The 24,794-nt window shown below is 65.2% G+C and carries 16 protein-coding genes; 7 read left to right on the forward strand and 9 right to left on the reverse strand.

Annotated elements, in window-relative coordinates; genetic code table 11:
* Nucleotides 1-237 precede the first annotated feature (237 nt).
* Nucleotides 238-849: a PEP-CTERM sorting domain-containing protein gene (locus H7688_RS02500; RefSeq protein WP_183359440.1), complete on the forward strand. Its 612-nt coding sequence runs from the start codon at nucleotides 238-240 to the stop codon at nucleotides 847-849.
* Nucleotides 850-947: 98 nt separating this feature from the next.
* Nucleotides 948-7,079 (forward strand): SdrD B-like domain-containing protein, encoded by a 6,132-nt coding sequence (locus tag H7688_RS02505; RefSeq protein WP_183359441.1) that lies wholly within the window; start codon nucleotides 948-950, stop codon nucleotides 7,077-7,079.
* A 127-nt stretch (nucleotides 7,080-7,206) separates the two neighbouring features.
* On the opposite strand, the gene H7688_RS02510 is transcribed toward H7688_RS02505, so the two are convergent.
* The gene (locus H7688_RS02510) at nucleotides 7,207-9,090 is read right to left on the reverse strand and encodes a PAS domain S-box protein (protein ID WP_183359442.1); all 1,884 of its coding nucleotides are present in this window, start codon (nucleotides 9,088-9,090) and stop codon (nucleotides 7,207-7,209) included.
* A 643-nt stretch (nucleotides 9,091-9,733) separates the two neighbouring features.
* Here H7688_RS02510 and H7688_RS02515 point away from each other — a divergent pair.
* The gene (locus tag H7688_RS02515) at nucleotides 9,734-11,377 is read left to right on the forward strand and encodes a methyl-accepting chemotaxis protein (protein WP_183359443.1); all 1,644 of its coding nucleotides are present in this window, start codon (nucleotides 9,734-9,736) and stop codon (nucleotides 11,375-11,377) included.
* 162 nt (nucleotides 11,378-11,539) lie between these two features.
* Here H7688_RS02515 and H7688_RS02520 read toward each other — a convergent pair whose 3' ends face one another.
* Nucleotides 11,540-12,175: a flavodoxin family protein gene (locus H7688_RS02520; RefSeq protein ID WP_183359444.1), complete on the reverse strand. Its 636-nt coding sequence runs from the start codon at nucleotides 12,173-12,175 to the stop codon at nucleotides 11,540-11,542.
* 189 nt (nucleotides 12,176-12,364) lie between these two features.
* Here H7688_RS02520 and H7688_RS02525 point away from each other — a divergent pair, with 189 nt between their 5' ends.
* The 3 genes from H7688_RS02525 to H7688_RS02530 all read left to right on the forward strand — a co-directional run bounded on the left by H7688_RS02525 (nucleotide 12,365) and on the right by H7688_RS02530 (nucleotide 14,817).
* Nucleotides 12,365-12,703, forward strand: coding sequence for a winged helix-turn-helix transcriptional regulator (locus H7688_RS02525; protein WP_443093450.1), 339 nt, complete (start codon nucleotides 12,365-12,367; stop codon nucleotides 12,701-12,703).
* Nucleotides 12,704-12,930: 227 nt separating this feature from the next.
* A complete protein-coding gene (locus H7688_RS22760; protein ID WP_281379386.1) occupies nucleotides 12,931-13,059 on the forward strand; it encodes a hypothetical protein in 129 nt (42 codons plus the stop codon).
* Nucleotides 13,060-13,170: 111 nt separating this feature from the next.
* Nucleotides 13,171-14,817 (forward strand): L,D-transpeptidase family protein, encoded by a 1,647-nt coding sequence (locus H7688_RS02530; RefSeq protein WP_183359446.1) that lies wholly within the window; start codon nucleotides 13,171-13,173, stop codon nucleotides 14,815-14,817.
* A 25-nt stretch (nucleotides 14,818-14,842) separates the two neighbouring features.
* Here the strand turns inward: H7688_RS02530 and H7688_RS02535 are convergent, their stop codons facing one another.
* From H7688_RS02535 to H7688_RS02555, 5 genes are all read right to left on the reverse strand, one after another.
* Complete coding sequence (locus H7688_RS02535) at nucleotides 14,843-15,091, reverse strand: hypothetical protein (protein WP_183359447.1); 249 nt, start codon at nucleotides 15,089-15,091, stop codon at nucleotides 14,843-14,845.
* 108 nt (nucleotides 15,092-15,199) lie between these two features.
* Entirely contained in the window at nucleotides 15,200-16,750 is a 1,551-nt protein-coding gene (locus H7688_RS02540) for a DHA2 family efflux MFS transporter permease subunit (RefSeq protein WP_183359448.1), read from the reverse strand.
* A 23-nt stretch (nucleotides 16,751-16,773) separates the two neighbouring features.
* Nucleotides 16,774-17,874: an HlyD family secretion protein gene (locus tag H7688_RS02545; RefSeq protein WP_246329684.1), complete on the reverse strand. Its 1,101-nt coding sequence runs from the start codon at nucleotides 17,872-17,874 to the stop codon at nucleotides 16,774-16,776.
* Between the two features lie 62 nt (nucleotides 17,875-17,936).
* On the reverse strand, nucleotides 17,937-19,199 hold the full coding sequence (locus tag H7688_RS02550) for a TolC family protein (RefSeq protein WP_183359450.1): 1,263 nt from the start codon (nucleotides 19,197-19,199) through the stop codon (nucleotides 17,937-17,939).
* Nucleotides 19,200-19,398: 199 nt separating this feature from the next.
* A complete protein-coding gene (locus tag H7688_RS02555; RefSeq protein WP_183359451.1) occupies nucleotides 19,399-20,031 on the reverse strand; it encodes an FMN-dependent NADH-azoreductase in 633 nt (210 codons plus the stop codon).
* 302 nt (nucleotides 20,032-20,333) lie between these two features.
* Here H7688_RS02555 and H7688_RS02560 point away from each other — a divergent pair, with 302 nt between their 5' ends.
* Nucleotides 20,334-21,881: a sigma 54-interacting transcriptional regulator gene (locus tag H7688_RS02560; RefSeq protein WP_183359452.1), complete on the forward strand. Its 1,548-nt coding sequence runs from the start codon at nucleotides 20,334-20,336 to the stop codon at nucleotides 21,879-21,881.
* 92 nt (nucleotides 21,882-21,973) lie between these two features.
* Here the strand turns inward: H7688_RS02560 and H7688_RS02565 are convergent, their stop codons facing one another.
* Nucleotides 21,974-23,587: a methyl-accepting chemotaxis protein gene (locus H7688_RS02565; RefSeq protein WP_183359453.1), complete on the reverse strand. Its 1,614-nt coding sequence runs from the start codon at nucleotides 23,585-23,587 to the stop codon at nucleotides 21,974-21,976.
* 279 nt (nucleotides 23,588-23,866) lie between these two features.
* Nucleotides 23,867-24,550, reverse strand: coding sequence for a response regulator (locus H7688_RS02570; RefSeq protein WP_183359455.1), 684 nt, complete (start codon nucleotides 24,548-24,550; stop codon nucleotides 23,867-23,869).
* Between the last annotated feature and the right edge of the window lie 244 nt (nucleotides 24,551-24,794).

Below are 24,794 nucleotides of genomic sequence, written 5' to 3' on the forward strand. Positions count from 1 at the left end.
GCACCCGTGAGCCGGAGGGGAAAACAGGGGCGCTAGGGAGGTTTCCCTGTCGGTTTTTTTTACACGCCACCTGCACCGCCTGCCACGCCGGCGAAAAGAGGCGGGAAAACGGGATATTCCGAAGGTGGCACTGCACTTGCTTACATAACGCTAATGGCAGCACAGGGCAAAGGAGCATCCGGGCTTCGCAAAGCCGTACCGGATACCTTACCCGCCACTTTGTTGGAGGAGGAAATCATGAGAAGAGGTCTTGAACGAGCCTTGAGCAGCTGCTCCGCGGCATCCCGCGGCTGGACGATCCTCATTCTTGCTGTCCTGGTACTTGCCTGCGCCACGCCGGCCCGGGCAACACTGATCGGCAGCCCGGTGTCCCATCCGGACCTGACCATCTCCTACCTCGAGGTAACCCCCAGCGCGGGTACCATCTCTGCGGCGAGCAGCAGTTTAAACCCCTACCTCGACCTCTGGTTGAACCCGTTAGTCGATGTCTTCCTCACCGGCAGCTACCTCCTGAGCTACAACGAGATCAGCCATTCCGGGCACCTGACCATACAGGGGACCATCGATGACACCCAGGAAAACTTCCTGATCTCGGGTGCCATCATCCAGTTCGGCAGCTCCGGGGACGGCAAGGCCTACGACTTCCTGGTGCAGCTCGACGCCATCGACCCGGTGCTCTCCGCCTGTGGGTTCGGCGGGGTCGGCTCGGTGATCTACACCGACCTCTTGCACAACGGCGACATCTGGCAGTCGGACACCGTGCCCGCCGCGGTTCCCGAGCCCGGGACGGTCATGCTGGTGGCAAGCGGGATGACCCTGGCGGCCCTGTGGCGTCGCCGGGAATCCTAGCCCCACTTTTTACCGCAGCACGAGCGCGGACAGTTGAAAGCTGCCGCGCTTTTTTTACGCGCATCGTCACGGCGTGAGTCACGCCGGGGAGGCCCTCCATGATCCGACTCAGATTCCTCTTCGTTTGCCTTGTCCTGCTCCTGACCGCCCAGCCCGCCTGGTGCGACATCCTCGGGGTGACGCCGGGCTACCCGAACACCACCTTCTCGAGCGTCACCGGCACGAGTTTCTCGCCGACCAGCGGGCTCTTGAGCGTCGCCACGACGCCGCAACTCACCACGCTCAGCTCCGGCACCACGGCAGTGAGGGTCGGCACGCCGCGCTCGCTTACCATCGCGGTCCAGGTGGACAGCTCCGGGCGGCTGGTGGGCGGGGTGAACGGCGACGACCTGGTGTTGATCGGCACGGTCGGGAGCTACACCGGCACCCTGTTGACCGGGGAGATCATCGAGTACGGCATCACGAACTCGGGGGCCATCGACTACCTGGACTTCAGGTTCCGGGTGACCGGCGGCGCCCTGGCCGGGCTCTACGCCGGGCAGGACATCGGGGTGACCCAGTCGATCGAGAACTCAAGCTTCAACGGCTCCTTCCTGGCGGCCTTCGCGGGAGGGGCCAAGGGGAACCTGGGACCCATCCCCCAGAAACCGGTCTGCAACGGGGCGATCGGCGACTTCGTCTGGAACGACCAGAACCGCGACGGCATCCAGGACGCGGGGGAGCCGGGACTCGACAACGTGCGGCTCACCCTTCAGGACGCCACCGGCAACCAGCTGGCCAGTACGCTGAGCGGCCCCAACGGCGCCTACCTCTTCAGCGGGCTGTGCGCCGGGAGCTACACGGTGAGCGTCGACGCGACCACCCTCCCCGCGGGCTTCGTCCCCTCGCCGGCCTACCAGGGTGGCGATACCACCCGCGACTCCAACCCGACAGGCACCCAGGTGACGCTCCCCACCGGGAGTACGGTGGAGCGCAGTATCGACTTCGGCTACAACTCCCCCTGCACCGGTTCCCTCGGCGACCTGGTCTGGCACGACCAGAACCGTAGCGGCATCCAGGATCCGGGCGAACCCGGGATCAACGGGGTGACGGTGAACCTCTACAATCCGGCGAGCGGGGCCCTTATCGGTGCCACCACGACCAACGGCACGGGCAACTACCTGTTCACCGGCCTGTGCGCCGGCAGCTACCGGGTGGAGGCGCTCCCCCCCGCAGGTTTCGTGGCCTCCCCTTCTCTCAAGGGGAGCGACCGGGCGGCGGACAGCAACCCCAACCCGGCCGAGATCACCCTCCCCAGCGACTTCACCAGCGAGCCCACCGTCGACTTCGGATTCAACACCCCCTGCACCGGGTCGATCGGCGACTTCGTCTGGCAGGACCTTAACCGTAACGGCATCCAGGAACCGGGCGAGCCCGGGATCAACGGGGTGCGGGTGCTCCTCAAGGACAGCTTCTCGAACCTGATCGCCAGTGCGAGCACGACCGGCAACGGCTTCTACCAGTTCACCGGCCTGTGCGCCGGGAGCTACCGGGTCGAGGTGGATGCCACCACGCTCCCCGCCGGCCTGGTGGCCTCGCCAGTCCAGGCCGGGGGCGACCGTGGCGCCGACAGTAACCCGAGCCCCGCCCCGGTTGTCCTCGACAGCGACGCGAGTAGCGACGCGACCGTCGACTTCGGCTTCAACACCCCCTGCTCCGGGTACATCGGTGACCTGGTCTGGCTTGACGCCAACCGCGACGGCATCCAGAACCCCGGCGAGACCGGCATAAACGGTGTTACGGTCCTCCTGAAGGACGCCGCCAACACGACCAGCGCCACGGCCACGACCGGAACGGGCCCCCTGGGGCAGGCGGGATACTACGGTTTCTCCGGCCTGTGCGCCGGCAGCTACACGGTCGAGGTGATCACCCCGGCGAACCTGGTCCCCTCGCCGAGCCTGGCAGGCGCCGACGTCAGCGTGGACAGTAACGGCAGCCCCGCCGCGCTCTACCTCCCGGCCGACGACAGCGTGGAGCCCACCATCGACTTCGGCTTCAATCCCCCCTGTTCCGGGAGCATCGGCAACCTGGTCTGGGACGATGCCAACCGGAACGGGATCCAGGACGCCGGCGAAGCAGGGATCGACGGCGTCACGGTGAACCTGCGCGACGCCTCCAACGTCCTTATCTCCTCCACCACGACGGCCGGCGGCGGGCTCTACCAGTTCGCCGGCCTGTGCGCGGGGAGCTACCAGGTCGAGGTCATCCCCCCCGCCGGGCGTGCCGCCTCACCGGTACTTGCCGGCAACGACCGTGCTCTCGACAGCAATCCGAACCCCGCACCGGTACTGCTCGCCGGCGATTCCAGTTCGGACCAGAGCATCGACTTCGGATTCAACACCCCCTGCACCGGCACGATCGGCGACCTGATCTGGCACGACACCAACCGCGACGGCATCCAGGGTGGTGCCGAGCCGGGGATCGCCGGGGCACAGCTTGTCCTGAAGAACGACCAGGGGACGGTGATCGCCACGACGAGCAGTAACGCCTCGGGCGCCTACCGGTTCGCCGGCCTGTGCCGCGGCAGCTACACGGTCGAGGTGGCCACCCCGGCCGGCTTCGTCCCCTCGCCGAGCCTCGCCGGGAACGACCGCGCCCTGGACAGTAACCCCGTCCCGGCGCCGGTCGTCCTCGCCGACGACGCGAGCCAGGACCTCGGCATCGACTTCGGCTTCAACACCCCCTGCACCGGAGTCATCGGCGACTTCGTCTGGAACGACCTGAACGCGGACGGCATCCAGGATGCCGGGGAACCCGGACTCGCCGGTGTCACCGTGAACCTGCGCGACGGGCTCAACACCCTCTTGCGCACCACCCAGACCCTGGCCGACGGCTCCTACCGCTTCATCGGGGTGTGCGCCGGCGACTACCGCGTCGAGGTGGTGCCCCCGGCGGGGCTTACGCCTGCTCCGGTCCAGGCCGGCAGTAACCCCGCGCTCGACAGTAACCCGAACCCCGCGGCAGTCAGCCTCTTCGAGGACAGCGCCAGCGACCTCAGCATCGACTTCGGCTACTTCCGTGCCCTGCCGGGGCTAAGCGTCAAGGCCTCCTGCCAGAGCGCCCCGGCTCCCGGCCTCCCGATCTCTGTCACGGCGCTCGTCACCAACACCGGCAACGAGACGCTCACCGGGCTCGGCTGCTCGGACAGCCAGGGGAGCCAGCTTTCCGGGATGCCGACCAGCCTCGCACCGGGGCTTAGCTTCACCCTGACCGGCAGCTACCTCCCGGCGGGAAGCGGCTCGCTCGACACGGTAACCTGCAGCGCCACCGGGGCCCTCGACCAGGCCGGCGTCTCGGCCTCCTCAAGCGCCAGCTGCGGCATCCTCACCGCGCCCGCCTTGACCGTGACGGCGAGCTGCGCCAGCGCCCCGGTACCCGGCCTCCCGGTGACCGTGAGCGCCGTCCTGACCAACGCCGGCAACGAGACCCTGGCCGGCTTTAGCTGCACGGACAGCCAGGGCGCTTCCCTCTCCGGGATCCCGACCCTGCTCCTCCCCGGTGCCAGCGCGACCGTAACCGGCAGCTACCTCCCGGCCAGCGCCACTTCCAGCGAGACCATCAGCTGCAGCGCCCGCGGCACCATCAACGGGGTCACGGTGAGCGCCGACTCGAGCACGAGCTGCGGCACCGACGGCACGGTCTGCATCAAGGTGAAAAAGCAGGTGAGCACCACCTGCACGGTAACCGGCGGCAAGGACAAGCACTGCCGGTCCGACGAGGGGAAAGAGGAGCACTGCAAGCGCCACGATACGGACCACGGCTACTGCCGCGACAGTGCCGCGACCAAGGCGAGCTACTGCCACGAGGTCTCCCGCAAGCAGGCCCACTGCCAGGCATACGAAACGAAGGCGAGCCACTGCGCCAAGTCCGACTGCGACAAAAGCTACTGCGAGCGCCCCGACCTGGACAAGGACGACTACTGCAAGATCCCGGCGGTGCCGGTCTGCGTGCCGGTCTGGCTCGACGCCGACACCCAGGACACCGGCGCCCCGGTACTTCCGGTCCTGAAGGGCGAGCTGGCGAACGGTGATGATCTGCTGGCCAAAATCTCCAGCGGCTCGCTCGCCGACAGCATCCCCGGCTGGCTCGCGAAGATCCTCCAGGCACTGTCGCGCGACGACAGCGACCAGGCCGAGGTGAAGGAGAGTACGGAGAGCGAGGCGACCGTCTCCCTTACATGCGACAGTTCCGAATACTACCAGGGGCACCAGCGCCAGTCCGGCCTCGCTTTCCGCTTCATCGTCGAAAACTGCGGCACGAGCGACCTGACCCAGGTCTCCCTGGACGACCCGCGGCTGGGTATCGCCGGTTACCAGGTGGGTGCCCTCGCCGCCGGGGAGAGCATCACCATCGGCGCCGACGCCATCCCGAAGCTCGCGCAGCCCGATTTCACCTGCACCAGCTCCTTCGTGAACACCGTGACGGCGACCGGCACTGACCTCTTCGGGCACAGCGCGAGCGCAAGCGACGACGCCTTCGTAATCTGCAACACGAAGAGTTGCACCTTCACCCAGGGGTACTGGAAGAACCATCCGGCGCACTGGCCGGTAACAAGCCTCAAGCTGGGGAACACGAGCTACACCCAGAGCCAGCTGATCGCCATCTTCGAGACCCCCAACGCCGGCAACGGCCTCATCAGCCTCGCCCAGCAGCTGAGCGCCGCGAAACTCAACGTCGCCAACGGGACCCGGCTGCCGAGCGGCGTACAGCAGGCGATCACCAGCGCCGACCAGTTGATCGGGGCACTGGTGGTGCCGCCGGTGGGGAGCGGCAGCCTCTCGAGCGCCCAGACCGCGGCGCTCACCCAGACTCTCGAGAGCTACAACAGCGGCAGCTACCCCGGCGGCCCGAGCCACTGCGGCGAGGCCCCGCCCCCCAGCTGCAGCGGGGTGATCGGGGACTTCGTCTGGAACGACCTCAACAAAAACGGCAGCTACCAGGCCGGGGAGCCGGGGCTTGCCGGGGTGAAGGTGACCTTGAGTAACGGCAAGAGCACCACGAGCGACGCGACCGGTCACTACCAGTTCACCGGACTGTGCCCCGGGAGCTACCAGGTGAAGGTGGTCCCCCCCTGCGGGTACCAGCCGACTTCCCCGGGTACCGTGAGCGTCACCCTGACCGCCAGCGCCGCGAGCAACCTCTCCGCCGACTTCGGCCTCGCCAGGCCGGGCGTTTCCTGCAGCGGCAAGATCGGCGACTTTATCTGGAAGGACCTCAACAAGAACGGGATCCAGGACTGGGGCGAACCGGGTCTCGCCGGTGTCACGGTGAGCCTTGGTAACGGGGCCTCCACCACGAGCGACGCGAACGGCTACTACCAGTTCACCGGGCTGTGCGCCGGCGAATACCAGGTGAGCGTCGCCACCCCGACCGGCTACACCCCGAGCCCGGCGGGTCAAGGGACCAACAGCGCGAGGGACAGCAAGCTGAGCCCGACCAAGGTGACCCTCTCCAGCAACGCGAGTTCGGTGCAGAACCTCGACTACGGGTTCTTCAAGAGCACGGCCCCCGAGTGCACCGGGGTAATCGGCAACTACGTCTGGAACGATGCCAACAAAAACGGCCTGCAGGACTGCACAGAAAAGGGGATCGCGGGCGTGGTGCTGCGGCTTAGTACCGGCCAGAGCGCGGTGACCGATGCCGAGGGTCACTACCAGTTCACCGGCCTTTGTGCCGGGAGCTACACGGTCAGCGTGCTGACCCCGGACGGCTTTACCCCCTCGCCGACCCTGCAGGGGGGAAGCCGTGCCTCGGACAGTAACCCCACCCCGGCCACGGTGACCCTGGGCGACAACCGCGGCTCGGATCTCGGCATCGATTTCGGGTTCTGGAAACTCCCGAAACCCGGACAGGGTGAGGGGTGCAGCCTCGGGTACTGGAAAACCCACAGCGCCAGCTGGCCTGCGGCACACCACGGCTACGACAGCTTCGACGGCACCTTCGGGGTAAGCGCCTTCAGCCCCGACCTCACGCTCTTACAGGCAGTGAACCTGGGGGGCGGCGGCCTCAACAACCTGGCCCGCCAGGCCGCAGCGGCGCTGCTCAACGCCGAGGACGGCCGGATCAAGGGGTTCCCCCTCTCGGTGAGCGAGCTCAAGGGGGCATTGGCGGCGGCCCTGGCGTCGGGAAGCTACGACGCCCTGGCGGCAACGCTGGACGCCTACAACAACCTCTGCTGCCCGCTCAAGTAGCCGCGAAGAGGGGTGCCGGAAACAAACGAGGCTCCCGGGAAACCGGGAGCCTCGTTGCGTGTAACGTCTCAAGCGATGGGAGAAAAAGGGGGGAGGTTGCGGCACCGCAGCGGCAGGTCCGCGTCCCCTAGACCTCGATGCAGAACTGGGCACCCGAGGCGGTATTGCGCACGGTGAGCCTGCCGTTCATGTTCTTTTCGATGATGTTTTTGGACATGAAGAGCCCGATCCCGCTCCCCTGGGGCCCCTTGGTGCTGAAGTGCGGCTCGAAGATCTTGGGGAGGTGTTCCTCGGGGATGCCGCCGGCGTTGTCCTCGATGGTGAGCAGCGACCTGCCGTCCCGTGCATCGAGGGTGAGCAGGACCCGGGGCTCGGCAACCTGGCGCGTCTCGAAGGCGTCCTTCGCGTTATTAAGGATGTTCACCACCACCTGCGAGTACTCGCCCGGATAGCCGTACACCACGCAGTCCGCCAACTCGGCGACCTCGATCTGCGCAGAGCGACTGTTAAAAGCACCCTCCATGAGCTTGGTGGCGGCAGTCACCACCTCGCTCAGCCTGAAGTGGCTCTTCTCCTTGTCCGGCTTGAAGAAGTTGCGGAAATCGTCGATGGTGCGCGACATGTAGAGGATGAGCTCCATGCAGCGCTCGGTGGTCTCCCTAATCACCTCCGCGCTCGCCCCGCCGGTCTCCTCCATGAGGGCCAGCCCCTGGATGTTGAGCCCCAACAGGTTGAGCGGCTGGCGCCACTGGTGCGAGATATTGCTGAGCATCTCTCCCATGGCGGCAAGCCGGCTCTGCTGCAAGAGGAGGTGTTCTTTTTCGTGCAGCGCCTCCAGGGTGTTCTCGAGTTCGGCGGTGCGCTCCAGGACCCGGATTTCCAGGAGTTCGTGCGCCTTGCGCAGTTCGTCCTCGGCTCGCCTGCGGTCGGTGACATCCCGGGTGGTTCCGGCAATCAGTTCGACCCCGCCGTCGGGTCCCAAAACCGGGGTAAAGATGTACTCGTAGATGCCGTAGACCCCGGTCAGCGGCGCCTTGAAGGGGACTTCCCCCTTGAGCGGGCACCTGGTCCGGATGACCTCCCGGATCTCGTTCATGTGCATGTCGTGGTGCCAGCGCTGGTACCCCAGTTCCAGGCAGGTCTTCCCCACCACCTCGGGGAGCTGCATCCCCAGGACCTCGAGGAGCCTCTTGTTGGCATAGAGGAAGCGCCCCTGGCGATCGAAGACATAGACGAAATCGGGGGTGGTGGCGGCAACACCGTCGAACAGGCGCACCTGCTGCTCGTAGCGCTCCTGGATGCGTTTGCGTTCCGTGACGTCGATGAGACAGGAGACTACCACGGTCTGGCCGGCGACCTCGATGAGCTGCGCGGAGAGCTGGGTACTGAAACGCTCGCCGGACCTCTTGAAAAAGTCCTTTTGCCAGCCGTTGAGTCTCCCCCACTGTTTCAGTTCCGCGACAAAGTGCGCCGCCTCGGCGGGGTCGGGCCAGATCCCCAGCTGACGGGCCGAGACCCCCAGGACCTCGTCGCGCCGGTACCCAACCAGCTGGCACCAGGTATCGTTGACATCGAGAAAGGTGCCGTCTTCGAGCAGGGTGAGGGCGATGGCGGCAGGGTTGGTGGAGAAGATCTTGGCGTATTTTTCCTCGGACAGGCGCAGAGATGCCTCGGCCTGCTTCTGCACGGTGATGTCCCGGCTGAAGCTCACCACCCAGGCCACCCTCCCCCCGACGTCCCGGACCGGCGACAGGCTGTGGTGGAAGGCGATCCCCGTGCGCTCGTCCTCGAACTCCAGCGGCTCCCCGGTTTCCAGCACCTGGCGAATCATGGCCCAGCGAGCCTCCCACAGCGCAGGTTCCAGGAACTCCGCGGGAGAACGGCCATTCATCTCCTCTTCGCTCTTCCCGAAACGGCCGAAGGCGGTAGGGTTCGCCAGCCGGATGCAGCCGTCCTTGTCAAAGAGCACGATGGCTTCCTCGATGGCCGCATCCAGAATGCCCCGCAACATCACATTTTCAGCCTGGTCTGCCTGCACCGCCGTTTCCTCCCCAGGGTCCCGAGTCCCAACCCCGGCATTCTTACCAGATCTTACAGAAAATGTGGCGGGATAGGAAGCAAAAACTGGTGAAGTTGTGAACGTTTTCATCAAGAATTGTTACCTGCTTCGCCACCTCCCGACGGAGCGACCGGCGACAAAACGCCGTGTTTCACCCTGCGTTCCGAGGAGAATTACCCCAGGTTTATGAAGTGACCACGCTGGAAGGGGTAGAAAAAAGAGAACGATTCCCGTGACCTGGGGACCACGCCCCAAGCCGCCCCTGCACCAGGAGCTGCCAGTTTGCCAGCGAGGAACTGGTGGACCAGGCCCGGGCGTCGCTTTGGGGTGCGTCTTCGAGGTGGAGCCGCCGGGAACCGGAATCGACACGACAGGCTGCAGCAAACTGGCTATCGTGGATGCACCTACACCGGCTATCGGACCCGCAACCTCAACCGGGTGCGTTTTCCCGTAAGGCAACGAATCGGCTTACATATTCCTACAAATATTCAAAATTGCTAAAGTTTTTGAAACTGAGGCCGACAAGGGAGGGAACCGTTTACAGAAAACGGTATCGTTTTTCAAGGGGTAACAACCGTTTCCAGGGAGGATGCAGATGTCGTTTGCAGATTTGAAGATGAGCCTGAAACTCGTGTCGCTTTGCTCAGTGGGCATTCTCGGGATGCTGATCATCGGGATCACCAGTACCAGCAACCTGACCCGCTCCACCCACCACCTCCAGGAACTCAACAGCGGCATCAACCAGGTGGTGGGTTTTTCGGAACTGAAGAGCCGCCTTTTGACCACCCGGCTTGATGTCGTGTACATGATGTCCCTGGAGGACGACGCCAAGCTCAAGGAAAAGCACCAGGACATGAAACAGCAGCTCACCAGGATCACCGAGTTGGTCGCTAAACTGGAGGCCGACAAGCTCGAAGGTGAGGAGAAACAGCTCCTGACCGACTACAAAAGCGGTGCCGAAGCCTATGCCGCGCAGGGGGAGAAGCTGGCCGAACTGCTGCTCGCCGCGCACCGGACCAACGACGGCGCGGCGCTCAAGGAAGCCATCAGCTTCGGGGTCGGGCAGGTGGCGCCTTTGTACCTGAAACCGGCCGAGGCGATCGACGCCCTCCTGAAGTTCAACATCGCCCAAAGCGAAAAGGCCTACCAAACGAGCAGCGCCGCGGTCCGTCGCGGTATCGGGATGAACCTGGCCATCGTCGGGATCATCCTGGCCGCCACGCTGGCGGTCGGGGTACTGATCAGCCGCGGCATTACCGGAGCCGTGACCAAGGTCTTCGGCGCCATGGCCGCCATAGCCGAGGGCGATCTCACCGTCGACCCCGGAGTGCAGTCGAAGGACGAGATGGGGATGCTCGGGCGGGAGATGAACCTGATGCGCGGCAAGCTCTCCGACATGGTGCGCCGCCTGTCCGGCAACAGCCTCTCGGTCTCCTCCGCGGCAGTGCAGATGCACTCAACCGCCCAGCAGATGGCGACCAGCAACGAAGAACTCGCCTGCCAGGCGACCACCATAGCCACCGCCTGCGAGGAGATGTCGGCCACCTCGCAGGACATCGCCAGCAGCTGCCACCGGGCCGCCGAGGACTCGGCCCACGCCAACGACGCGGCACGGCACGGGGTCCGGGTGGTCGAGGATACCCTGGGGGTGATGAACCGGATCGCGGTCAAGGTACAAGCTTCGGCAGCCACCATCGAGGGGCTCGGTGCCAGCTCCGACAAGATCGGCGCCATCGTGGAGACCATCGAGGACATCGCGGACCAGACCAACCTGCTGGCCCTGAACGCCGCCATCGAAGCGGCACGGGCCGGCGAGCAGGGGCGCGGCTTCGCCGTGGTGGCGGACGAGGTGCGTGCCTTGGCCGAGCGGACCACCCGGGCCACCCGGGAGATCGCCGAGATGATCAAGACCATCCAGTCCGAAACCCGCGAGGCGGTAAGCGTCATGGACGAGGGGGTTCAGGAGGTCGAACAGGGGACCTCGGAGGCGGCCAAGTCGGGGGCGGCGCTCCAGAAGATCCTGGAGCAGATCGGCAGTGTGACGCTGCAGGTGAACCAGATCGCGGTGGCGGCCGAGGAGCAGACCGCCACCACCCTCGAGATCAACAAGAACGTGCAGCAGATAACCGACGTCGCCAGCCAGACGGCCAACGCTTCGCACGAGGAGGCGGCCGCGGCGAACCAGCTGGCCCGGCTTGCCGAGGATCTCAAGGGGATGGTGCAGCAGTTCCGCTGCTGACCGGCTCTTCTCGCGCGGGGGAAAAAGAAAACGGCACGGGTAATACTACCCGTGCCGTTTTTCGTGCCCGGTGCGAGGCCGGGGGGTGCAAGGCCCCGGGGCACGGCAGCTGCCGAGGCCGGGGGGGACTTGGAGCCTGCCGCAGAACCCCCGGGGCGCCTTCTAGTGGATGAAGTTGAAGTAGGTCTTCGGCTCCTGCTGGGGCGCCGGAACCGCACCCTTGCCGTGCTCCACCAGTTTCATGAGCCAGGCCATATTCTTCCCCAGAACCCGCATGATCTGGGTCCCTTCGCTGTCCTGGTGCACCTCGCCGGGGCGGGTGCCGTGGATCACGTTCCAGTAGTTGGAGGTGGGGAGCAGCATCTCCGAGTAGAGCAGGTAGTTGTTGAGCTGCTGGAAGGTGGGAAGTCCCCCGGAGCGGCGCACCGCGACCAGCGCGGCACCCACCTTGTGGCGGAACAGCCCGCCGTTTGAGCCGCTCACGTAGAAGGCGCGGTCCAGAAAGGACTTCATGGTGCCGGCGATGGCCGAGTAGTAGACCGGGGAACCGAGCAGGATGCCGTCGGCCTCCTTCATCTTCTGGATCCACTGGTTCACCTGGTCGCCGGGGAGCACGCACCGCTCGTTCCTGTTCTTGGCGCACTGGCCGCAGGCGATGCAGCCGCGTACCTCCTGGCCTCCCACCTGGAGGATCTCCGTCTCGATCCCCTCGTTAGCCAGTTCTGCCGCCACCAGGCTCAGTGCCTGGAAGGTGTTTCCGTCGGTCTTGGGACTGCCGTTGATTGCCACTACCTTCACGCCGATGCCCTCCTGTTCGGGGATGTGTCTCAAAGAGAGCCTTCCCTTTTGGAATAGTTTGGGCTACATTCGCTCATACGTGCCGATCGGTCAATAACGAACTTATTGGTAACGTAGTATGTGTTTCAATACTGAGTACCTTTTTGGTAACTATGAGAGACGGAGCAAGCTATGCAGGCAAACCAATCAGTGGCAGACGTCATGACCTTCCGCGAAAGGGAGTACAAGTGCGGCATCGACATCACCCTTGCCGTGGTGGGAGGTAAGTGGAAGGCCTCCATCCTGTGGCACCTGGCCCAGGGCACCATGCGGTTCTCGGATCTGCAGCGCCAGTTCTCGGACACCACCCGCAAGATGCTCACCCAGCAGCTGCGCGAACTGGAAGAAGACGGCCTGGTGTACCGCAAGGTGTACGCGCAGGTCCCCCCCAAGGTGGAGTACTCGCTCACCGAAAGCGGCAGGAGCATCCACCCGATCCTCGAGCAGATGTGCAGCTGGGGCAAGCAGTTTCTCAAGGAGAGTTCTTAAGACAGTGAGGGAGGTTTCAGGTACTTCTTGAAGCTGTAGCGCAAGGGTCTGTCATAGGCGTCCCGGTCGCTCTATCCTGTGTCACATGCAGCCGCTTGACACTCTCTTCATCTCGGCTTATAAAAGACCTCTCAAGTTTGTCGGTTGAACGCCGATAGTACCGGAAGGGTGCGAACACAGCCCGCATGAAGAGCGAAGATGTCATTTCTGCTTGAGGAGGGATTACCGTGCAAAGCCTGACCGAGATGCTTCCCAATACGACCCCGGCCAAACCGACAACGACTGTTCCCAATGAACTGATTATCACCGATCCGAAACTCAGACTCAGCCTGCTGGCCCAGATCGTCTCGAAATAACGGGAACAGCCGGCCGATCAAAGAGAGGATCGTCTCTCTGTGCCGTGCGCTCCGCTTCACCCACCCGCGCTGGTAAACGGACCACTACATCCACACGGGAAGCGAAGCACGATGCGCCTCATCGTTTTAAGCGTACTTATCCTCCTCCTCGGCACCACCCCCGCCCGCTCCGCCTCGCGCTCCGAGGCGCTCATCATCCTCAACAACCTGATGGAAGAAGGTGCGTCCACCCGGCATCCGGAAAGCTTCAAGGTGCTCATCGAGACCTATTTCGCCGGGGTGAAGTGCCTCGAGGAGAAGCAGCCCGAGCTGGCCGCCAAGTACTTCGCGCTCGTGGAGAAGTACGGCAAGATCCTGGCACCCTACTTCCTCACCCTGCAACCCGGCCAGCAGTTGATCACCCCGTCGCGGAACAAGGCCAAGCCGGTGCCGGCAGCACCGCTTCCAATCCCGGGCCCGGCCTCTCCCCAGGCGGTGCGCAGCCAGGAGGCGCAGCTCTCCGCCCTCGGGCCGCAGCCGGCGCTTACCGGTACGGGGACCGGCGCCGCCACAGCCGCCCCGGAAGCTCACCTCCCCCCCGTCGTGCCGCCTAAGCCCGCCGGTTCGCCCGTTTCCACGGCACGGCCGGCTGCCGCCACTACACCGTCCCCGGTAGCTGCAGCTGAACCCGCCGCCACTAAACCGCCCCAGCTACCCGCACCAGGGCCTGCCGCCAGCTCCCCCTTGCACCCGATCGCGGTCGTCCCCCCCCTCGCCCCGTCACGCGGTCCGCTCCCTGCGGCGCCTGCACCCCTTCCCGCAAACGCCGCGACAGCCGTGCCGGACGTGGAGCAGCAGGTGCGCGCGGAGAGCCCTGAGGAGGACGGGGAGGACGAACTGGTCGAGGACGCCCCGACCGAGAGCGCCGGCCAGGAGGGTTCCCGGCCGGAACCCCAGCTCTTGGGGAGGGTCCTGGGGGGCGAGACGCTCTACCGGGTGCGCCCCAACGACACGCTCTTAAAGATCGCCGCGCGCTTCAAGATCAAGGCGCCCCTCTTGGCGCGCCTGAACCGGCTCACCCTTACCTCCCTGTTGCGCGAGGGTCAGACACTCCGCATCGTGAACCGGCGCATCGTCCCCTCCCCCCTGGACCAGGGGCTGGTCATCAACATCGCCGACTGCACCCTGTACTGCTTCAAGGACGGCAAGCTGACCCGGACGGTCCCCATCGCGGTGGGGCGGGCCGAGTTGAAGCAGAACCGCTCCTGGCAGACGCCACTGGGGAGCTTCACGGTGGTGGACAAGGTGAAAAACCCGAGCTGGCGCGTCCCCATCTCCATTCAAAAGGAGATGGAGCAACAGGGCAAGGAGGTGAAGGCCCTGGTCCCACCCGGCCCCGAGAACCCGCTCGGCAAGTACGCCCTGCGCACCTCGCTCCCCGGGATCCTGATCCACGGCACCAACCGCCCTTCCTCAATCTCGAGCTACTCGAGCCACGGCTGCATCAGGGTGTCCCCGGCCAACATCGAGCTCCTCTACAACGAGGTGCCGGTGAACACGGCGGGGAAGATCGTCTACCGGCCGGTCAAGGTGGCCGTGAGCGAGGGGAAGACCTACCTCGAGGTGCACAAGGATATCTACGGCAAGCTCGAGGACCTGGAGCGGGAAGCCCGCAACCTCCTCGCGGCGGCCGGGAGTACCCCCATCGACTGGCGCAAGGTGCGCCGGATGGTGCAGGAGCAGACGGGGGTTGCCGAAGAGGTGACCCGGGTCCGCTGACGCTCCCTGGCTGCGCGCCCCGGGGCTAGTGCGTAAGCCTCCCCCACCCGGTCCGGTAGCGGAAGACGGCCAGGGCGAAGGCGTTGGGATCCCCCATGTGGGAGGAGCGCCACGCCTCATCCAGCCGGTGCTCACGCGCAAAGTCCGTCCAGAACTCCTGCCTCTCGCACCAGTCCGCCAGCTCCCTGAACCCGTCGGGTGAGAGCACGTCCAGATCCGACAGCGCGGTGAGGCTCACGAAAAATTCGTTGATGACCGATCGGGTTATCTGCATGTTCTTCATCCTTTCCCTCGTTTTCGGGCGCCGCGGCACCCGTCCCTGCCAGCGTCACTCCTCCCGCAGGCCCCCAGCCGGGACGCGCCACCGGCACCTCACTACCGCCTAGTGCCCCACCACCGCTTGAGCCCCCGGCCTGGGACGCTTGATCAGCACCAGGAAGGGGATCACCGCGAGGAAGGCGAAGCCGAGCATCCAGAAGACCCGGTTGAAGGTCAAGAGCGCCGCCTGCTGCTGCACCATCCGGTAGATGCTGGCAACCCCCATCTTGCCGGCGAGCTCGGACTCGATACCGCGCCCGATGAAGGCCTGGGTGAGCCCGGACAGGGTCTGCTGGAACTGCAGGCTGAAATTGTTGACCTGTGCTGACAACGTGTTCTGGTTGAACTGGTTGACACGGGCCAGCATGGTCGAGGTGGCCGCGATCCCCACGCTGCCGCCGATGTTGCGCAACAGGCTGAACAGACCGCTGGCATCCCCCATCTGCTCGGGGCTCATCTTGCTCAGGGTGAGCGTGGTGAGCGGCACGAAGATGAGGGCGAGCCCCACCCCCGCCACCAGGCGCGGCCAGAGGAAATCGTCGTAGGAGACCCCCAGGGAAAAGCGCTGCCACAGGAACATGGACCACGCCGAGACCACGAGCCCGGCCAGCACGATCTTGCGCCCGTCGTACCTGCTGACCGCGAGTCCCACAAAGGGCATCAGCACCAGGGTGGCCACCCCGCCCGGGACCATCACCATCCCGGCGCGGGTCGCCGTGTAGCCCAGGAGGGACTGCAGGAACTGGGGGATCAGCATGAGCGAGCCGTACAGGCCAAAGCCCACCATGAACATGACCAGGTTCCCCGCCGAGAACTCCAGGTTCTTGAAGAGCCTCAGGTTCACCACCGGATGCGGGTGCCTAAGTTCCACCAGCACCAGCAGCACCAGGGAGACCAGCGTCACCACGCTGCAGGCCACGATGAAGGGGGAGCTGAACCAGTCGTCCTGCTGCCCCTTGTCGAGGACGATCTGCAGCGCCCCGATACCGAGCACCAGCAGGCTAAGCCCCCAGTAGTCCACCTTTTCCTTCAGTTTTCGCGCGTACACCGGATCGGAGATCACGCTCCCCACCATGATGAGGGCCATGAGCCCCACCGGGAGGTTGATGTAGAAGATCCAGCGCCAGCTCAGGTTGTCGGTGATCCACCCGCCCAGGGCCGGACCGATGATCGGCCCGAACATCACCCCCACGCCGAAGATGGCGTTCGCCATCCCCTGTTCCGCCGCCGGGAAGCTCTCCAACAGGATCGCCTGGCTCATCGGGATGAGCGCTCCCCCCGCCGCACCCTGCAGGATCCGGAAGACGATCAGGGCGGCCAGGGTCGGGGCCGCGCCGCAGAGAAAGGACGACAGGGTGAAGAGCGTGATGCAGGTCATCAGGAAGCGCTTCCTGCCGAAGCGGCGCGCCAGCCATCCGGTCATCGGGAGCACCACGGCGTTACTGACCATGTACGAGGTGAGCACCCAGGTCGCCTCGTCGGTCCCGGCGTTCAGGCTCCCCTGGATGCTGGTGAGCGCCACGTTGGCTACCGAGGTGTCGATCACCTCCATGAGCGCCGGCAGCATGACCGCCAGCGCGATGATCCACTTGTTGGTTGGAGTTGCCTGTTCCATTGAAAACCTCGTGTCCCGGCGCCTCAGGAGAGGTGCAAGAGATCCCTGATGATCGTCTGGTTGGAGCGCGGCACCTGGATGCTGGGGACCACACTCATGCCGACCCGCAACAGGTGCTCGGGATCGCTCGAGCGGTCGATGACGATCTTCACCGGCACGCGCTGCACCACCTTCACGTAGTTACCGGTGGCGTTCTCCGGCGGCAGCAGCGAGAAGGCGGCCCCGGTACCCGACATGATGCTCGCCACCGTGCCGCTGAAGGTGCGCCCCGGGTAGGCGTCCACCCGGATCGCCACCTTCTGCCCCGGGCGCACCTGCCCCAGCTGGCTCTCCTTCAGGTTTGCCGTGATCCAGGCCTCGGAGAGCGGCACCACGGCCAAAAGCGCCTGGCCCGCCTGCACCCGGTTCCCCACCTCGACCGACTTGCGGGTCACGTAGCCGTCGGCCGGCGCGTAGATCTTCGTGTAGGAGAGGTTCAGCTCCTCTTCCTGGACCTGGGCCTGGTGCTTCGCCTCGCGCGCCCCCTGGCGTCCGGTCCCGGCGAGCCCCAGCGCCGCCTGGGCCTTTTTCAGACGCTGCTCGGCCTCGCGCACCTGTGCCTCGGCGACCTTCAGGTCGGTCGTGCGCCGGTCCAGTTGATCGCGCGGCATCACCTCGCGCTCCACCAGCGCGCTGGCCCGCTTCACGTCGAGCTCCGCCTGGGCCAGTTGCGCCCGGGTGCGCTGCACCTCGGCCCTGGCCGCCTCCACCTGGGCCAGGTCGCCCGAGGTGTCGTTCCTCGCGATGTCGAGCCCGGCCCGCGCATCGGCGAGGCGCACCGCAAAGTCGCGCTCGTCCAGGGTGACCAGGACGTCCCCCTTGTGCACGAACTGGTTGTCCTCCACCAGCACCCGGACCACCGTCCCCGGCACCCTGCTGGCCACCGAGTGGATGCGCGACTCGATGAAGGCGTTGTCGGTCTCCACCACCTTCTGCCCCTCCAGCCAGTACCAGCCGCTGCCGGCGACAAGCGCGAGGACCGCGACGCCCCCCATAATCCGGGTAAGCCACGCTCTGCCGGTGCGCGCCACAGCTACCTCCTTTTCTGCTACCTCCTGCTCGACTGCCTCGAGTACCTCTTCCATGGTCATCTCCTCCTCTGGTTACCTGTCGTTTCCGAACGCATATGGCGTCGCTCTTTCCGCCCCTACAGCACCCCCAGCGCCTTCTGGACCCTCGCCTGGGCCACCCGGGCGTCAAAACTCGCCTGGAAGAAGTCGCTTCTGGCCTGGGTCAGCAGGGTCTGGGCGTCGATCACGTCCGTGGAGGTCCCCATCTGTTCCTCGTAGCGCCCGCGGTTCAGGCGCAGGTTCTCCTCGGCCTGCCCCACGGCCTTCTCGCAGGTCCCGATACGCTCCAGGGCCACCTTCAGGTCGTTGTGCGCGGTCTGGTACTCCAACTGCGCCTCCTGTTCAACCTGGCGCAGCCTCTCCTCGCCGCGGGAGCGGGACTCCACCGCCTGGCGCAGCCGGGCGCTCGTGGCGAAACCGTCGAACAGGTTGAAGCGCACCCCCACCGTGGCTGCCATGATCACCGGCTCCTTCAGGTAGCGGTTCTGGGTGTAGTCGGCGCCGACGTGCAGGTAGAACTCGGGCCGCAAGCCGCTTGCCTGTTCGTTCACCGCGGCGCTCGCCGCCGTAAGTTCCAAGCGTGCCGCCAGCACGTCGGGGCGCACGGCGAGCTCGTCTTTTGCGGCCGGTACCGCTTGGGCCGGGGGCTGATCTTCCAGGGTGCCGCGCCCGCTGTCCTGACGACCGGTCAGGTGGTTCAAGAGCAGCCAGCCGTTTTCGAGCCGGCGCGCGATGTCCAGGCGCCGCTGTTTCGAGTTGGCGAGCTTCACCTCGGCCTGCAGCACGTCGTTGCGGGTCACCACCCCCTGGCTGTACTTGCTGGTGGCGTCCTTTAAATGCCCCTCCATCTGGTGCACCTCCTCGTCCGCCGCGGCCAGGAACTTCTCGTTTTCCAGGATCCCGTAGAAAGCCTGGACCACCTGGAGAAACACCTCCTGCTCCTGGCTGCGGTACCCCTGGCGGGTCGCCTCGCTCACGGCCCGGGCCTGCTCCAGCCGCGAGGCGGTGCGCCCGAAGTCGTAGAGGCTCTGCTCGACCGAGAGCGAGAAGAAACCGTAGTCGGCTTGCTGGGTCGGGGCGGAAAAGCCCCCCACCGACATCCCCTGGGCGTCAAGCTGCGCGGTGTAGCCGCCGCTCGCGTCGACGCGCGGCAGGTACCCACTCGCCGCGATCCGCTCGTTCTGGGCGGCCACCCGGCTCTCCAGGGAGGCGGTCTTCAGCGCCTGGTTGTTGCGGGCGGCACTTTTCAGGCACTCTCCCAGGGTCAGGTTCTCGGCGGCGGCCGAGGTGGTCAGTGCCGCCAGCAGGAGTGCCGCGGCTGTCACGGTGATCATCTTCATCGTTATCCCCTTCAATTGCGTGCTCAGGTCCAGGGCCCCGCACCGGTACCAGCCGGTTCGGGCGCCCCTATTCGTCGTTGGAATTTCGGTCGCCGCGGTAGCAAAAGGCAACCAGGGCGACCAGCACCCAGACCGCCAGGGTGGCCGCCACGATAAATTTCATCATCCTCTTCCCCTTTCCCGTTCGACCTTGTGCAGCCTAGAAGAGCTGCGCCAGGCCGATGAGCCGGGTGCGCTCTTCCTCGTGCACCCAACCCTGGACGGAAGCGGGGTCGTCCCCGCCTTCCAGAAGCACCGTGGTCTGCCGGGTCACCCCCAGGAAATTCAATAACGAGCTCAGGTACCCGGCACCCAGGTCGCGCTCACTGGCAAAGCGGTGCGACGCCAGCGCGTGCAGGTGCAGCGATTTCTTCTGCGCGCTGTGCAGCATCCCTTCAGCGCCGAGCTCCGTGATCCGATAGGTCTTCTCGACCTCGCAGATCGCATCGATGTAGTACTTGAACTCAGCCGGGAAGAAGAGATTCCAGCTCGGTGTCACGAAGACGTACTTGTCGCAGGCGATGAACTGGTCGGCGAGCCACCAGATGCGCCGCATCTTGCGCTGTTCCTCCGGGCTCAACTGGGGAAGTCTCGCCCCCTGGGCCAGCTTCTCGCGGGCGGAGATCACGTCCGCATCGATGTGCTGGATGTTGTCGCGGAACAGGTCGAGGGAGTAGACCTGGTCGCGCGGGTTCCAGCGCAGGTACTCGTCCAGGAACTGGGCGCCCAGGGTCAGGCAGCGCGAGCGCTCGACGGGGTTCAGGTTGCAGGATATGTAGAGCAGGTTCGCCATGGCGGTCTCCTTGTGGTGAGCAACGCACTCCCCATTGCCAGGGGCGTGCCAGCGTCAAGGTTCACGTGGTTTCAGTCACTTACGCAAGACCCGCACGAACAAATCACAACATGTCACAATTTATGTTGTGGTATGTTGTGATTTGCGGCTATATTGCGGCATATTGTGATTGCCCGGCAGCGGGCGTGGCTTGGGGAGCGCGGGAAGGTACGGTTTCGGCCGGTGCGTGGGGAAAACTGTAGGGAAATCGTGAGTTTTTTGCGAATGCGGAGCCGGAGTGCCGGCACGGGAGGAGAATGGCCATGGTGAGCCGGGACGAATTTGTCCGCGAGGTGACCTTGCGGATCTGCAGCAGCCTGAAGATCGAGGAGTCGCTCGAGACCACCTACCGGTACCTGTGCGAGCACCTCCCGCTGGACGACCTCTACTTAAGCATCCTCGACACCAGCCTGAGCGCGGTGCGGCGCGTCGCCTACGTGGCCGCCTCGGCGAGCACCGCCCACCAGGAGATCACCCCGCTCAGCGCGGAGATGCTGCAAACCCTCATGGCGCGGGAGTTCGTGGAGCCGTTTATCGCCGGTTTCGACCACCACGACGACCTGGTACGCAGTATGGCGCCGCTCTTTCGCCTCGAGGGGCACTCGGAAATGGTGGTGCCGCTCTGGCTCGAGGAACAGCGCATCGGAGGACTTTCCCTGAGGACCAAGGGGGAGGGATGCTATACCCCGGAGCACCTGGAGCTCATGAGCCTGGTGGCACAACCCTTCGCCATCGCCCTCGCCAACGCACTGGCCCACGAGGCGGTCCTCAGGTACCGGGACATCCTGATCGACGACAAGCGCTTTTTGAACCGGGAACTGAACCCGCTCTCCGCCGAGGAGCTGATCGGCGGGGTCTCGGGGCTGCGCAACGTGGTCGACATGGTGCGCCAGGTGGCGCCGCTCAACAACACGGTACTCCTCTTGGGAGAGACCGGCACCGGCAAGGAGCTGATCGCCAACCTGATCCACTTCTCCTCGCCGCGCAAGGAAGGCCCCTTCATCAAGGTGAACTGCGGCGCCATCCCCGAGAACCTGATCGACAGCGAGCTCTTCGGGCATGAGCGCGGCGCCTTTACCGGCGCGGTCGCCGAGAGCCGCGGCCGCTTCGAGCGCGCCGAGGGGGGGACCATCTTCCTGGACGAGATCGGCGAACTGCCGCTCACCGCCCAGGTGCGGCTTTTGCGCGTGCTGCAAAACCGCGAGGTGGAACGGGTGGGGGGCCACCGCCCCATCCCGGTGAACCTCAGGGTGATCGCGGCCACGCACCGAAACCTGGAGAGCATGACCGCCGCCGGGAGCTTTCGCGAGGACCTCTGGTTCCGGCTGAACGGATTTCCCCTCATCATCCCCCCGCTTCGCCAGCGCAAGGAGGACGTCCCGGCCCTGATCCGCCACTTCGTCAACCTGAAGAGCCGGGAACTCGGCCTGGGGTTTCCCCCCGCCATCGCACCGGGGGCGCTTACCCGGCTCATGGAGTACAACTGGCCCGGCAACGTGCGCGAGTTGGAGAACCTGGTGGAGCGCGAGCTGATCCGGCACCGCGGCGGCACACTCAATTTCGAATCGGTGCTCCCGGGCGAGGCGGATCGGGGGGCGGAAACGACGCTGGGTGCCGCCCCGCGCTATCCGCTCAACCTGGACCAGGCCATGGCCCAGCACATAAGCGAGGTGCTCAAAATGACCGGCGGCAAGGTGCACGGTCCCGGCGGCGCGGCCGAACTGCTCGGGATGAACCCGAACACCCTCAGCTGGCGCATGGACAAGCTCGGGATCAGCCGTCCGCGCAGCCGGGCGCGCAGCGGCACCTAGCGCTTGCAGCGTCACAAAAAAAGCCGGGGAGAACCCTCCCCGGCTTTTTTCTCGTGGTGCCCCCCTGTTCGCGGGGCCTGCGCGCCAACAGACTACAGGCGGAACTGGCCGATCAGCCCCTGCAACTGCGCCGCATCCTGGTCCAGGCTCGCCGCGGCACCCTCGGCCTCTTGCGCTCCCTGCGAGGTCCGCTGCACGAGCTCCGTTATCTGCACGATGTTCCCGGAGATCTCGCTGGTGGTGGCGGTCTGCTCCTCGGCGGCCACCGCGATCTGCTGCACCTGGGCCGAGACCGCGTTGATGCTCTCGAGGATGCCGCGCAGCGCGACGCCGGAGCGGTTCGCCTCGCCGGTCCCGAGTGCCACCTGTTCCACCCCCAGTTCCATGGCGGCCACCGCACTGTGGGTTTCCTGCTGGATCGCGCCGATCATGGCACCGATCTCCCTGGTCGCCTTGGTAGTCCGCTCGGCGAGAGCCCGCACCTCGTCGGCCACCACCGCGAACCCCCTCCCCTGCTCCCCGGCGCGTGCCGCCTCGATGGCTGCGTTGAGGGCGAGGAGGTTGGTCTGGTCGGCGATATCCTCGATGGTCCCGATGATGGCGCCGATCTGGTCGCTGCGCGCCCCCAACCCCTCTACGGTCTGCGCCGACTCCTGCACCTTGGCGGCGATGAGCGCCATCACCTCCACCGTCTGTTCGACCACCCCCGCCCCCTGCACGGCCGCCTGCGAGGCGTGGCGCGCCTCCTCGGCCGCCAGCTGGCAGCTCTGGGCGATGCTTCCGGAGGTGCAGGACATCTCCTCGCTGGCCGTCGCCACCGATCCCGCCTGGGCTGCCGCCCCGCAGGCGTCACCGGCAATTACCCCGGCCGTGCTGCGCAACTGGGCCGAGGCCGCGGAAAGACCGCTGGAGGTAGCCGAGAGACTCAACACGGTGCCGCGCAGCTTCTCGACGAACTGGTCCAGCTTGCGGCTCAACTCCCCGATCTCGTCCCGCGCCCGGGAACCCGCCAGGTTGCCCAAGTCGCCGGCAACCAGCGCGCTGACCTGCCCGATCAGGAGGTCCAGCGAGGAAACGATCGACCTGCGCAGGAACACCATCATGAGGATGATGACGACACCGAGCAGGGTGGCCAGCGCCCCCCCGGCGTGCACCTCGTAGGTGAGCTGGTCCAGGTGACGGGTGACCATGGCCATGGCACTCTTCCCGCTCCCCCTGCTCTTCACGGCAAATTCGGCGGCGTCCTTGATGACGCGGTCGCAGGCGGCGTCGTACTGCTCCATCACCTTGTTCCCTTCTGCCGGCCCCTTGCCGTAGGCGTCGTACATCGCCACCCCGGTCTGCCACATTACCGGCAGGGCCTGCTCGATCGCCTTGAGTTTGGCGGTATCGACGGGGTCGTCGCGGTTTAACTCGCGCAGCTGGGACAAAAGCTTGAGCGCACTGTCGTAGGCCTGTTTGCCGTCCTTGTCGATGGAGGCCCGTTCCCGGGTGAGGCTCGCATCGGTGAGAAACTGCCAGACGTTCGCCACCTGCAGCTGGAGCTCCTGGGCCAAACCGACCTCGTCGAGCAGCTGCTGGTTACTGGCGAGCTGGCTGCGCACGCTGTCGAGCTTTGAGGAGGTCGTCAGGGGGATCAGCACGCAGATCAGCACGATGACGGCGGTCATACCAAGGGCGGTCAACAGTTTCCTGGCAATACTCATAGAGGCTCCCGAGAAAGACATGGTCTGACCCCACAGGGGGTTCTTAACCTTATCGGCAACCTACAAGCAAGCTATTGTAGGATTTCCTTGACCCGACATTGCCAATTTCCCCCACGGCATAGCCGGGATAGCACGCGCCCTGGTGCGGGAGGCAACTCCTCTCTCCCGCAGGACACGGCAATCCGGCAGCGGCTTTCCCCAAGCCTTTCCAGGAAATAAAAAAGCCCCGCCTCTTCGGGAAGCGGGGCCTGACATTTATTCGGTGGGTACTCGGGAAGGCTACCCCGGCGGGGAAGCTCCCAGCATGAGCCGCATCTGGGTAAGCAGCGTCTCCGGAGAAAACGGTTTCTGCAGGATGGTGACCTCGCTGTCGAAGATCCCGGAATGGTAGCCGCTCACCAGGATGATCTGCAAGCCGGGCCTCAGCTTCTTGATCTCGTGGTAGGCCTCCAGGCCGTTTTTGCGCGGCATCGCCACGTCCATGATCACCAGGCTGATGTTCTCCCCCTGCTCCTTGACCAGTTGCACCGCGGCCATTCCGTCCTCCGCTTCGAGGACCGGGAACCCGTAGGCCCGCAGCAGTTCGCAGATCACCTCGCGCACCTGCAGCTCGTCGTCTACCACCAGTACCGTCTCGGAGCGCTCTTCGAGCTGCGCACCTTTCATGTGACTCTCCAGGTTACGGATCCACTGTTTCTCGATACCAGGCCCCCCCTTGGGCAGCCGCTGGGACGAGATGAGGTTTAAAACGATCTCCACCTCGGAGATGATGTCGGAAGGCAGGACGTTCAGGGCACTCGCCAGGGCAAAGAGAGAGACCATGCTCGGCTGCTGCTTCCCCCCCTCGATATGCGAAATGAAGGTACGGTCCAGAAAACTTGCCAGGGACAACTGTTCTTGCGACAGTTTGCGCTCCCTGCGCAGTCTGCGGATCACCGCACCGAAAGCTTCTTCTATGGTCACTTCCCCTCCCATCTGGCCTGCCATTTTATAGCAACCTTTAAAGAAACTTTCTGTTGACAATTAACCACAAAATACCAGGTTTGGGGCACCAGGGGGGCCGACCCGGGGACGCGAGAGGCGGCAAGCCGCGCTGCCGCGGGCAAAACAGACTATTTCCCGGGTACCAGGTACGGTATTTCGTGACGTCACTTCTGCTAATCTTGGCAGCCCGCGCTACCTTAATCCTACAACTACTGCAGTCGGC

It is taken from the genome of Geomonas limicola (assembly GCF_014193675.1).
Classification (GTDB): Bacteria; Desulfobacterota; Desulfuromonadia; order Geobacterales; family Geobacteraceae; genus Geomonas; species Geomonas limicola.